This is a genomic window from Halomonas sp. V046 (assembly GCF_052645355.1).
Genome location: NZ_JBQXYF010000010.1, coordinates 149325 through 161689 on the forward strand (window position 1 = coordinate 149325; position 12365 = coordinate 161689).

General features: G+C 59.3%; 9 protein-coding genes. All 9 read right to left on the reverse strand.

Translation table 11 applies throughout. The features are described from left to right. Positions 1–289: 289 nt before the first annotated feature. Positions 290–2638 (reverse strand): glycosyltransferase family 2 protein, encoded by a 2349-nt coding sequence (locus tag ACUN9Y_RS15020; protein WP_445461528.1) that lies wholly within the window; start codon positions 2636–2638, stop codon positions 290–292. After that, complete coding sequence (locus ACUN9Y_RS15025; RefSeq protein ID WP_445461529.1) at positions 2590–3558, reverse strand: hypothetical protein; 969 nt, start codon at positions 3556–3558, stop codon at positions 2590–2592. Before ACUN9Y_RS15025 ends, ACUN9Y_RS15020 begins: the two co-directional genes overlap by 49 nt. Positions 3559–3709: 151 nt before the next feature. After that, entirely contained in the window at positions 3710–4894 is a 1185-nt protein-coding gene (locus tag ACUN9Y_RS15030; RefSeq protein WP_445461530.1) for a glycosyltransferase family 2 protein, read from the reverse strand. Positions 4895–4896: 2 nt separating this feature from the next. Continuing rightward, a complete protein-coding gene (locus tag ACUN9Y_RS15035; RefSeq protein WP_445461531.1) occupies positions 4897–5823 on the reverse strand; it encodes a sulfotransferase in 927 nt (308 codons plus the stop codon). Between the two features lie 131 nt (positions 5824–5954). Further along, positions 5955–8816, reverse strand: a complete 2862-nt coding sequence (locus ACUN9Y_RS15040; RefSeq protein WP_445461532.1) for a glycosyltransferase family 2 protein — start codon at positions 8814–8816, stop codon at positions 5955–5957. 23 nt (positions 8817–8839) lie between these two features. Further along, complete coding sequence (gene rfbC / locus ACUN9Y_RS15045) at positions 8840–9382, reverse strand: dTDP-4-dehydrorhamnose 3,5-epimerase (protein ID WP_445461533.1); 543 nt, start codon at positions 9380–9382, stop codon at positions 8840–8842. Between the two features lie 36 nt (positions 9383–9418). Further along, complete coding sequence (gene rfbA / locus ACUN9Y_RS15050) at positions 9419–10306, reverse strand: glucose-1-phosphate thymidylyltransferase RfbA (RefSeq protein WP_445461534.1); 888 nt, start codon at positions 10304–10306, stop codon at positions 9419–9421. A gap of 64 nt (positions 10307–10370) precedes the next feature. After that, the gene (gene rfbD, locus ACUN9Y_RS15055) at positions 10371–11252 is read right to left on the reverse strand and encodes a dTDP-4-dehydrorhamnose reductase (protein ID WP_445461535.1); all 882 of its coding nucleotides are present in this window, start codon (positions 11250–11252) and stop codon (positions 10371–10373) included. Next, positions 11249–12316: a dTDP-glucose 4,6-dehydratase gene (rfbB, locus tag ACUN9Y_RS15060; RefSeq protein ID WP_445461536.1), complete on the reverse strand. Its 1068-nt coding sequence runs from the start codon at positions 12314–12316 to the stop codon at positions 11249–11251. The genes rfbD and rfbB overlap by 4 nt, the downstream gene beginning before the upstream one ends. Positions 12317–12365 lie beyond the last annotated feature (49 nt).

The following is a 12365-nucleotide window of genomic DNA, read 5'->3' on the forward strand; positions in this document are numbered from 1 at the left end:
GCGCCACGCCTTGCTCGCGTCATGACGTGCTGGTGGCCGCATTCATGTCGGGGCGCTTTTCAGGGCTCTGTTTCAGGGCTCTGTTTCAGGGCTCTGTTTCAGGGCTCTGTTTCAGGGCTCTGTTTCAGGGCTCTGTTTCAGGGCTCTGTTTCAGGGCTCTGTTTCAGGGCTCTGTTCTCAAGCCTCATTTCAGGGCTCATTTCAGGCCTTATTTCAGGCCTTATTTCAGGCCGCTTGACAGGTCACGCGCGCCTTGGCACTGCGCCATATCGCAGCGTCTGTATCACCATCAGCGCAGGGAAAAATCTTCGTGGACGAGGGTCAGGTTGGGGTTGTAGGCGGGATCGAAGTCGAGTTGTTCGCCCCAGGTTCGGCGCATGTACTCGACCTCCCCGCTCGCCCTGGAGCGCTTTCTGGCACTGTCATCCGCCCCTCGAGACATCGATTCGTGGTGGTAGAGCTCGGCGTAGGGGGTCCAGAGGTTGCGATACCCGGCAGCTCGAATCTTGAGACACAGGTCGACATCATTGAAGGCCACCGGCAAGTCACGGGCGTTCAATCCACCCACCTCCTCGAAAAGACGCTTGCGTACCAGCAGACAGGCTCCGGTCACGGCCGAATAATTCTGGGTCAACAGCAGGCGTGAAAAGTAACCGGGTGAATGACGGCTGAAGTACTTGTGAGAATGCCCCGCCACGCCGCCGATCCCCAGGACCACGCCGGCATGCTGGATGGTGTCGTTGGGATAATAGAGCTTGGCACCAACGCAACCGATCTCCGGACGCACGGCTTGGCGTACCATCTCTTCGAGCCAGTCCGCACCGATGGGCTCGATATCATTGTTGATCAGGCCAAGAATATCGCCACGGGCACGACTCGCCCCGAAATTGTTGATCCCGGAATAGTTGAAGGGATGGTCCCAGGACAGAATGCGCACACGACGATCGCCCTCCCCGACCCGAGCCAGGTAGGCGAGGGTCTCCTCGCAGCTGGTGCCGTTGTCGAGAATCAGCACCTCGAAATTGGGGTATCGGGTACGCTCGAGAATCGCATCGACGCAGGGTTTCAGGATATCGACCCGGTCCCGGGTCGGAATCAACAGGCTCACCATGGGCGCCGGATCGGGCAACGGCCAGCGTACCCGGTAGGTATTTGGCAGGCCCCCCGGTTCCACACCGGCACCCGGGCATCGCGCGCTCAGAAAGCTGTCGATGGCCTTGACCCCGGCACGCGTTGTGTAGTCCTTGTGCGCTCCTGCCAGCGCAGTGGACCCCTCACAGGCGCGCCAATGGTAAAGCACGTGGGGGATGTGCACGACTCGCCCGGGCGCCGCCTCCAGCGCGACACGCAGCGCCAAGTCGTGATCCTGACTGCCTTCGAACCCGGAGCGAAAGCCGCCGATACGTTTCACCGTAGCCGTCTCGTACACGCCCAGATGGGACAAGTAGTTCTGAGCCAGCAGCAGGTCAGGGTTGAAGTTCGGCTTGAAATGCGGCTCGAAGCGCTCACCCCGTTCGTTGATCTTGTCTTCATCGCTATAGAGCAGCACCGGCCGCGGCGATACCTGGAGCTCCGCCACCACTCGCCATAAAGCACAGGGCGTCAGCAGGTCGTCATGGTCGAGCAGGGCGACGTAGTCGCCATCGGCTACTGCGAGGGCCGAATTGCTGGCAGCACAGATATGCCCGCACTGCGGGCGTCGGACGAGCGTCACTCGGCTATCAGAAGCGCACACCTCGGTGAGCAAGTGCTGGATGGCGGGATCGCGGGAAGCATCATCGGCAATGCAGAGCTGCCAGTTCGGATAGTGTTGAGCCAGCACCGAGTCGAGGCACTCACGCAACAACTCGGGTGGCGGGTCGTGCACCGGCACCAGCACCGAGATCAGGGGGCAATACGCAAGCCGTTCGATATCTCTCGCCACATCGTCGGCGCAGACCGGAGGCCGGTCGACGAGCCATTGACTGTAGCTACGCCCCGAGCACAAACGCTCGAAGGTCTCTTCATAGTCCGCCAAGGCGACTTCTCGCCATGGCCGTTGCTGCCTGCGAGCCTGCTCCTTCAAATGGGCGAGCACTTCGCGCTTCGCCACATTGCGCCACCGGTGGTGCATATTGACCAGGCGCTGGGCGAGACGATCGTGGGCAAACCAGGGGCTCAACCAGACAATGCGCAGGTGGCGTATCGCGAAAAGTCCCGGCGCTTCCATCGGATCGAAGCGCATGCGCCTCAGCCGATGCCGGACGAAGATCAGCCGTTTGGTGACCCGACCGCTTTTCAGCGGCAGGGTCAAGGAACGCTCTTCACTGAAGCCTCCACCGGTATCGAAATACAACCGCACCGCCACGCTCGGCTGATCATGGGCCAACTCAAGCTCAAGCATGTGCCACCCCGGCAGTGGCAGCCCCTTGCGCAACAGAAACTGCGGATCATCGCCGGTCGAGCGCCAGGTCCAGTCGCGGGGCTCATCGAGCTCGACGATGGCCTCGTTGGGCCGCCAGCGCCGCTGTGGCCAGATCACCAACCGACTCGCCTCCAGGCAACGATCCCACCAGCGCGAACTCATCACGCGCAGCAAACCGGCCGCCATCAGGCGGCGGACGACGCCGATACGCGGCGAGGTTTGAACGGAAACCACTGGCCGGTATCGGCCACACGGCACTGCACCTCGTCACCTACCGACAACGGCGTCGTCAGCATAAAGCCAACGTGCCCACCGCGGGGTGGTTGAAGGCGACACATGTTGGGGCGAGCGTGTACGGCGCTGACGGTGCCTCTCAAGTCGCCGTTGACCCACACCTCCACGACCACCGGTGCGTCATCCTCGCCTTCCCAAAATGCCCAGCCGCTCACCCGATGCGTGTCGAACTGAGTGAGCTTGGCGTGGGCATAAGGCAGGTCATCACGATGCAGTTGCAGGCGCGTCTCGAACAGTTTCCGACAACGCTCGTACAAGGTGATATCGAGGGCATTCAGCCTGCGAAACTCGGCTTCGTCCTCGGCACTGATGTCGTGGGAAGCCCCTACCGTGGGCTTGGCACGATTGTCTTCGCGTTGCTGAATGGCCAGGCCGTAGCGCGCATTGATCAATTCCAGGCTTTCCAGGTAGTGCTCGGTCAGCCCCACCACCCCCATCGCTTCGAGATCCGTGCCCTGCATGATCGCCGCCTGCCGATTGCTCTGAAGCGGCATGCCAATAAAGTCGCGAAAGGTTCCCTTGTAGTTGAACAGGCGCTGAAAATGAGAGTACTCCGACGCTGCCCGTTGCAGGGGCTCGCGCAAGAAGGTGACCGTTTGCGAGGCTCCGCACAGGGACACGTACTTGCTCACAGGTACGTGCCCCGCCAGCAACCGAGTGTCCAGCGCCAGACAGCGACGATAGAACGCCCAAAGATCCGGCACGGGCACATGCACCAGCTCTCGGGTCGGCGGACTGGTCTGAGCCGCACCAGGGCCATAGTCATAAACAATCTTCGAGCTGCCGAAGTAGGCCTCGATGCCATGCCTGAAGCTGGTCCCGGCGGTCTTGGGTACATGAACGAAAAACAGAGGTTTCATCGAGCGTCCTCCACGATGAGAGATGAACCGTCGCCATCGCGGTTACGGCGGCGATCAGGAAAGATGACGTCGGATAGGTCCCATCCGAGGCCCGGGGCGACCACGAGAGCCGCCACGTCAGCCGATGGCTGACGCCAAGCTCCGCGGGGCGCTACTCGATGACCACGGATACATCGCCGGCCAATACCGAGGCATTGGCATGCACCTTGACCTCGACGCGATCTCCCTCCGACAAGGGCTTGGGGTGATACCAGCGGAACCCGCAGCGGCCATCCCGAGAGCGGCCAGGACGCTTGAGGTCGGGACGCAGGAAGCCGGCCTTGGCGTTGCCCACGTAAACATCGTTGACGAAGATATTGACCGACATCCCGAAGGAGCCTCCGTCGCGGTCGGCGAGCCAGCCACTCACCCCCTCGGCGTCCGATTTATCCACGACACCACGCAGCGTTTTTCCGTAGCAGGGGTGGCGCTTGAGTCGCTGCTTCAACGCGGCGATCTCTCGGTCGAGCCGCTCCAGCTTCTCGTCGGAAAAATGAAAGGTATGGTCACTAAAATCGAAGCGCCTGAAATACGCTTTTCCCTTGTCATACTTGGCGCCCTTTGTTGCGCTCCCTCTGCGTCGCTTGCGGTTGTACTCGGCCATCGATTTGATGGCGTAATGATGGACGCGTAGCGGACCTTCTCGAACCCTGGCCGTGCGCCCGCCCCTAGGATCAGACTCGCCAGAAACGTCTCGAGAACCGACGAAATCATCGATGGTTTCACCGGCAGAGTCGACATATCTAAGCGAGCCAAATACGCTAGAGGAATGGCAAAATATCTTCTTTACATCAGGAATGCTTACCAGTGTTTTCAAATGGCAGTTGGCACCACCATCACCGTCATTTCCATAGTGCGTAAAGCGGCGAACAACGGGCTCCTTCCCCTCCTTAGTTTGTCCAGACGAACCAAAACACCGCCAGTTAATACTGATAGCCCCCACGTCACCACTGGACATTATTCGCTCAAGCTCTCGACACTCCTCTCCCAATATCTGCGACTCATGAACCAGAAATTCATCGGCATCGAGAAACATGACATGATCACTCTCGCCGAGGATCTGCGATAGGATTCGACGATAGGCAACGTGCTGCGACCGGCGCTCCAGCACCGGCTGGTGGATCACACGTATCTGTCCAATATCCATCAGCGCCTCGAGGAGCGCCAAGGTTCCATCATCGGAGCCGTTATCGGCGATGACGAAGCTTTGGAATCCCGCCAACCGATGCCAGGCCAGCCACTCGATGATATAGCGGGCCTCGTTACGAAATATTGCAGCCAAACAGAAGCGCGCCATGATCAATCGGCCTTGGTCGGAGAGTTCTTGAGATCGACGACATCGTTGACCACTCTGGCCCGCACCATGGCGCCACGGTATAGCTCGACAGACTCAGGGATCATGAAGCTGAAACCGCAGGTCTGGGCATTTGGCACATCGACCTGACTCGAATCTTCGTTCGCCACTACGACCCCCACGGAGCGGTCATTGAGGAATATTTCTACCGTTGCGTGCTGTTTCTTGTGCACGAAACGCGCCCAGCCACTCACACGGCGTCCCTCCAAGGCGTCGAGCTGACCTTGAGCCTTGGTGATCCGAGTGGCCTCGATATAGTCCTCTGGCTCAGGATCGATAAAAGTCCGCGCCGCCCGATAGCTCTCCTTGCTAGGCTCCAGGTCGCAGAAGTCGATCAGTGCCGTCAGAAAGGCCTCAGGGTAGGCACTGGCCTTCTCGTAGGAAACCAGCATCGCTCGAGGTTTCTTCTGGCGTAAGAAGCGTAACGTCTTCTTGTACTGAGACAAGGCACGATCCATTCCTTCGGTGATCTCGGCCAGCATCGATATCGAGTTACGTTGAGCGATCGACAGTACATCCTTGTAGATGATGATATAGCGAGCATTCGGCAGTAGCGTGTCCACCGCATCTAGGTGATCGATGACCGATGGCCTCTTCCATCCCCAGCGCTCATGACGCGCACCGTATTCACCCACGATCCGTGCACTCTGGTCCAGATCACCTTGCTCGAATATCTCGGAAAGCCGCACATCCTCGTAGACGGGATGAACCGCACGGTCCCCCATAAAGACACCCAGCTTTGCCAACACACCGGCGACCATCGAGGTTCCCCCTCTCGCCGTGCCGATCACCACAATAGGAGTCTTGGTGTCAGCGGGCTTATCCCCGATGGTAACCATCCCTTTATTAATGAGAGCATCATGTTTCGCCATAACTTCTCCTTGGTACAACCTTTTATCCATAAAAAAGCATAAGAGTACGCACCGAACGCGACGCGAATAGAATGCGCAACATCGCTGCATATCGACAGGGATTCAACATAACCGGGGTGGGGCTTCAACGACTATCGATTACCAATGGAGAAGTCTTCTCGGCTTTTCGTCAGGCAGGGGCTATAGCTTGGATCATGATCTATGATGCGACTCCAGGTGCGCTTCATGTAATCGACTTCGGTATTGAAACGAGCCACTTTCTCGGGGCTGTCTTCGGCACCTCGACTGATTGATTCATGGTGGTAGAGCTCGGCGAAAGGCGTCCAGATATTACGGTAGCCGGCCGATAGGACCTTCAGGCAGAAGTCCACATCATTGAACGCCACCTTGAGGTCATTTTCGTTGAGCCCTCCGACCTCGTCATAAACGGACTTGCGCACCAACAGGCAAGCCGCCGTCACCGCAGAGACCGATTGCACCACCTTGAGACGATTGAAGTATCCGCCAGCGGTACGCGGAAAATGCTTATGGGAATGGCCCGCGACGCCCCCTAGGCCAACCACCACGCCAGCATGCTGGATAGTGTCGTTGCCGAAGTACAGTTTGGCGCCAACACAGCCCACGTCGTCTCGCAGTACGTGGGACACCATTTCGGTCAGCCACTCTGGCGAGATGACCTCCACGTCGTTGTTGACCAGGCCGATGATGCTGCCATTCGCCAAGCGGGCGCCGTAATTGTTGATCGCAGAGTAGTTGAACGGATGATCATATTGAACGACGCGTATACGCTCGTCCTCATCTTGAATCGCATCGAAGAACTCATGGGTTTCCGGCTCTACGCTGCCATTATCGAGGATGATGATTTCGAAGTTGGTGTAGGTGGACTTATCGAGAATGCTGCGTACGGCAAGCTCGGTCACTTCCTTCTTGTCGCGGGTCGGAATCAGCATGCTGACCAGTGGCGCTGGGTCCGGAATAGGCCAGGACACACGGTAGGTATTGGCCACCAGCCCTTGGGAGACGTCCACGCCCGTCACCCCCAGCCCCTCGAAGTGATGGCAGAGAGCCTGGATGCCGGCCGAGGTGGTGTAGTCCTTGCCCTCCTCGGCAAGCGCCGTAGATCCCTCGATGGCCCGCCAGTGATACAGCACCTGCGGAATATGGACGATCTTGTCGTCGTGCAGATGGGGAATGCAACGCAACACCAGATCATAGTCCTGGGATCCCTCCACGCCCTCGCGAAACCCGCCAATTCGATCGACCAACTGCTTGCGATATACCCCCAGGTGCGACACATAGTTCTGCGAGTACAGGAGATCCAGGTTCCAGTCCGGCTTGAAGTGTGGCTCGCAGCGTGTGCCATGGATGTCGATCTTGTCTTCGTCGCTGTAGATCAGCTGCAACCCGGGCCGCTTCGCCAGCTCCTTGGCGACAAAGTAAAACGCGTGAGGCGCCAGCACATCATCGTGGTCGAGCAGCGCTATGTAGTCTCCGCTCGCCATGGCCAAGGCATCGTTGGTAGTACGCGAAATATGACCGTTCTCGGGGCGAACATGAACCTTGATGCGCGGATCCCGCTTCTCAAACTGGCGCAGCACCTCAACCACGTGGGCGTCGGGCGAGGCATCGTCGGCGAGACATAGCTCCCAGTGCGGGTACGACTGATCGATCACTGACTGAATGCAGGCCTTGAGCAAGGCCGCATCGGGGTTGTAGACCGGGACCAGGACAGATATGACCGGCGCATTCGACAAAGCCGCCACGAAACTGCTGACGGTTTCCGCAGTGGGCTGCGCCTTGCGTTCCACCTCATCGATCCACTTCTGGTACGAGAGCTCGGATTCATTGATGACGAAGGTGTCGGCATAGTCGGCATACAGTGCCTCGCGGCGCTCGGCGTCGCCATCCTCCAGCGCGTCGACGCTGCCATCGGTGCCAAGAATAGCGGCCGGTGCCGTATCTCGATAAGCCTCGCTATGCTGTACCAGGCGTGAGGCGATGGCTGTCGCTGCCTGGACGCCGGTGATGTTGTCGACGCAGAACCCTTCGACGCGAAAAACCCCTTCCCGCTCCCAGGGGTCAAAACGCAGCGTCGATACGCCACGTTCCAACCAGATGACACGACTGGACGGCACGCCGGATTCGAACGGAATGGGGTAGGCGTGCTGTTCGGAGAAGCCTTCGCCAAAATCGACATAGAGCTTGGCTACCTGATGCTGATACTCGCCGACGATGGTGAAATCGATGCGGCACCAACCGGGCCCCAGCTCTCGACCATGGCGGTGTCTGACGACAAAGGCCGGGTCCGTCCCCTGGGAGCGATAGTGGAACTCTCCCTGTAGGCGACGCTCCACCTGTTGCGAGGCCACGAAGGTGAACTCCGACGTCTCACAGCACTTGAGGAAACCGTTGACGCCCTGCAGGGTCGGACCGGCGCCAAGCTTCCTCAATACCGGCTGCTCGAGCGAAAACTCGCCGGGCTGGGTCGCGGGGTCGAAGCGCAGCGCCTTGGTTCCCCGCGGTAGATAGAAGACCAGCGCCTGGGCACCACGCCGCTCGACATGGTGTGTCACCACGATGTCGGGCTGAAAGCCATCCCCATAGTCGATATACAGACACTGTTCCGCGGGCTGTCGACAGGCGAAATCAAACTCGAGGGAGAACCAGCCCCCCTGACTCATCACGGCCGGGTTGAGAGCGGTCAGCAGAAACTGCGGATCGCCTCCCCGGGAGACCCAGATCACCTTGTTGTTGCGGGTAATAAGGTCCAGCTCATGAACCGGCAGCAGGTCTAGCCGCGTGCACTTCATGATGTACTTGTGATAGAGGCCTCCGAGGTCCCTTAGTGGCTTGGTTGCCCGCCAGCTGAGAGAGGTCTGCATGCGTCGCAGGCGCGCGGAAAGCGCCAGGGTCGCCAGATGCCTGTCGACGGGCAGACTGGCCTGTTCCACGGGGGTGTTCTTGCCATCGCCTTTGGGGTCTTTGTCGCTCACGTGTCACTCCTGTGGCCATCGGCTCAGTAGCCAAGCGCCTCGCCAAAGGTGGCGCCCTGCGCATCTTTTTCCGATACGCGAGGCGGGACGTCGCCGATCGGCCAGTCGATGGCCAATCCCGCATCGGCCCAATGCACGGAGTATTCATCACCGGGCGAATAATAGTCGGTGCACTTGTAGACGAACTCGGCCTCGTCAGTGGTGACGTAGAACCCATGGGCAAACCCCGGCGGCACCCACAGCATCCGGCGATTCTCATCACTCAGGTATGCACCAACCCACCGACCATAGGTCGGGCTTTTCGAACGCATATCAACAGCGACATCGAACACCTCTCCCTTGATAACACGTACGAGCTTTCCCTGGGGGTTCTTCAACTGATAGTGCAGACCTCTAAGTATTCCTTTGGACGATTTGCTATGGTTATCTTGAACAAACTGGTAATTTCCGCAGAACTCCTCGAAGGTCTCCTGCCGGAACGTTTCCATAAAGAAACCGCGTTCATCGCCAAAAATCTTCGGCGTAAAAAGCACAACATCTTCTATTTCTAATCTTTCAATTTTCATATTTATCGGCTCGCTAACGGCATCGATGACGTCGAATTATTTGACGGCAGACTTGACCTCGATAAGTTGATACAAGTATTGGCCATAACCCGTCTTTATTAAACTGTTGGCCTGGTGAAGAAGGAAATCATCGCTTATCCATCCCTGGTTCCAGGCGATCTCTTCAAGGCAAGCAATCTTCAGCCCCTGGCGGTGCTCGACCGTCTGCACATACTGTGCAGCCTCCAACAAGCTGTCGTGGGTCCCCGTGTCTAGCCAAGCGAACCCTCGGCCAAGACGCTCGACTTTGAGATCACCGCGACGCAAGTATTCGTTGTTCACCGAGGTGATCTCGACCTCGCCTCGCTCCGATGGCTTTACCGACTTGGCGATATCGATAACGTCGTTGTCGTAGAAATAGAGGCCGGTGACGGCATAGGAAGACTTCGGTGACGACGGTTTCTCCTCGATCGAGACAGCTTGGCCGTCACTATCGAATTCAACGACTCCGAAACGCTCCGGGTCCTTGACGAAGTATCCGAAAACGGTTGCCCCACTGGTCTGCGCCGACGCTCGACTCAGCTGCTCGCTGAAATGCTGACCATGAAAAATATTGTCTCCAAGTACCAGGCACACCGAATCGTCACCGATAAAGTCTTCGCCAATAATAAAGGCCTGGGCAAGTCCCTCTGGCTTCGGTTGTTCGGCGTAGGAAAGCCGCACACCAAATTGCTCGCCACTTTTCAGAAGCTGTCGATACATCGGCAAGTCTTCAGGCGTCGAAATAACGAGAATGTCGCGGATTCCCGCCAGCATGAGCACCGATATCGGGTAATAGATCATCGGTTTGTCGTAGACGGGCAGAAGCTGCTTGGACACTCCATGGGTGATGGGATGAAGGCGCGTGCCGGACCCGCCGGCCAAGATGATTCCCTTACGGTTCATGACACTATCCCTCGTATGTGGGGCGATGCCTTACCGGAGACGGCGGCATGTTTGTGGCGTGGTACTACGGCAACAGGTCGTGCAGGGTCAGCGACAGCTGGGACTGCCAGTCGGGAAGCTCTAGTGCGAAGGCGTTCTCCAGTCGCGACAGCTCCAGGCGTGAGTTCAAGGGACGTGTTGCGGGGGTCGGGTAGTCGTCGCTGGCAATCGCCGAGACCCGTTCCGGGGCAATGGCCAGCGCCATCCCGGCATGCCTGGCCTGACGAAAGATCTCGCAGGCGAAGCCATGCCAGCTGGTGACACCGCGTGGCGCCAGATGGTAGAGACCGCCAAGTTCGGCGGCCTCACGATAACGGCGAAGCGCATGGACACTGGCGTCGGCGATGAGCCGCGCCGGGGTCGGCGCGCCGACTTGATCGGCAACAATGGCCAGGCTGTCGCGTTCGCCGCCGAGCCGTAGCATGGTCTTGAGGAAGTTGCTCCCCCGGGCGCTGTAGACCCAACTGGTACGGAAAATGAGGTGAGAACACCCGCGACGGGCAATGGCCTCGTCGCCATCGAGCTTGCTCTGGCCGTAGATCGACAGCGGCCCGGTGGGGCTGTCTTCGTGCCACGGCTGATCACCGTCTCCCGGATAGACGTAATCGCTGGAATAGTGGACCAGGACGGCCTCATGGTCGGCGCTATAGCGTGCCAGGAGATCGGGCAGCTCGGTGTTCAAGCGCCGCGCCAGCGCCGTCTCTGACTCGGCCTTGTCCACCGCCGTGTAGGCAGCCGCATTGACGATGGTGTCGGGTTGGTGCTGGTGGAGAAAGTCATCGACGGCAGCAAGATCGGTGAGATCCAGCCGCGTCCGAGGCGGCGCCAACAGCGCACCATGAACCGCCAGTGCGCGCCGGAGTTCGTGCCCTACCTGGCCGTTGACTCCCAGCAACAGGGTGCTCATGCCCCGACCCCCAGGCGCTCGCCCTGATAGCTGCCGTCAAGCACCGCCCGCCACCAGGGCTCGTTGGCCAGGTACCAGAGCACGGTCTTTTCGAGCCCGGTGGCGAAGCTTTCCAGCGGCAGCCAGCCGAGCTCACGTTCCATCTTGCCGGCGTCGATGGCATAGCGCTGGTCGTGTCCGGGCCGATCCTCAACGTAGGTGATCAGATGACGATAGCCATCTTCGCTCGGCGCCAGGCGTTCGAGGAGCTCGCACAGTGCATGCACCACCTCGAGGTTGGTCTTCTCGTTGTGGCCGCCGATGTTGTAGGTCTCCCCCACTCGTCCTTGGTCGGCCACCCGAATCAAGGCCCGGGCATGGTCCTCGACGAACAGCCAATCACGCACCTGCCCACCGTCACCATAGATGGGCAGCGGCTTGCCCTGCAGGGCATTGAGGATCATCAGCGGAATCAGCTTCTCGGGAAAATGATAGGGGCCATAGTTGTTGGAGCAGTTCGTGACCAGCGTCGGCAGACCGTAGGTACGCGCCCAGGCCCTGACCAGGTGATCCGATCCGGCCTTGCTCGCAGAATAGGGGGAACTCGGTGCGTAAGGGGTCTGCTCGGTAAAGGGCGCGTCGTCAGGTTCGAGGTCGCCATACACCTCGTCGGTAGACACATGGTGAAAGCGAAACGCCGCGGCTTTTTCCGGCGACGCCTCCTTCAGGGCCTCCCAGTAGCCACGGACTTCTTCGAGCAGCACCAGGGTGCCGACGACATTGGTGGCGATAAAGGCCGAAGGGCCATCGATGGAACGATCGACATGGCTCTCGGCGGCGAGGTGCATGACGACATCGGGCTGGTACCGTTCAAGGATGCGGCGCATGGCGTTCGCGTCGCCGATATCGGCACGCTCGAAGGCGTAACGCGGGTCGTCGGCCACGACCGCAACGGAGCCCAGGTTACCCGCGTAGGTCAACTTGTCGACATTGATGACGCGATGGGTGGAAGTGGCGATCAGCTCTCTGACCACGGCAGAGCCGATGAAGCCGGCGCCTCCGGTTACGAGAAAGGTCTTGGTCATGGGACGTCCCTGTTGAGGGGTTGCGAAACTGGGCGGGCAAGCCGGCAAC

Coding starts and splice junctions, on each gene's coding strand:
- ACUN9Y_RS15025 (WP_445461529.1), bottom strand. CDS start 3,558: ATGAAACCTCTGTTTTTCGTTCATGTACCCAAGACCGCCGGGACCAGC.
- rfbC (WP_445461533.1), bottom strand. CDS start 9,382: ATGAAAATTGAAAGATTAGAAATAGAAGATGTTGTGCTTTTTACGCCG.
- ACUN9Y_RS15035 (WP_445461531.1), bottom strand. CDS start 5,823: ATGGCGAAACATGATGCTCTCATTAATAAAGGGATGGTTACCATCGGG.
- rfbD (WP_445461535.1), bottom strand. CDS start 11,252: ATGAGCACCCTGTTGCTGGGAGTCAACGGCCAGGTAGGGCACGAACTC.
- ACUN9Y_RS15030 (WP_445461530.1), bottom strand. CDS start 4,894: ATGGCGCGCTTCTGTTTGGCTGCAATATTTCGTAACGAGGCCCGCTAT.
- rfbB (WP_445461536.1), bottom strand. CDS start 12,316: ATGACCAAGACCTTTCTCGTAACCGGAGGCGCCGGCTTCATCGGCTCT.
- rfbA (WP_445461534.1), bottom strand. CDS start 10,306: ATGAACCGTAAGGGAATCATCTTGGCCGGCGGGTCCGGCACGCGCCTT.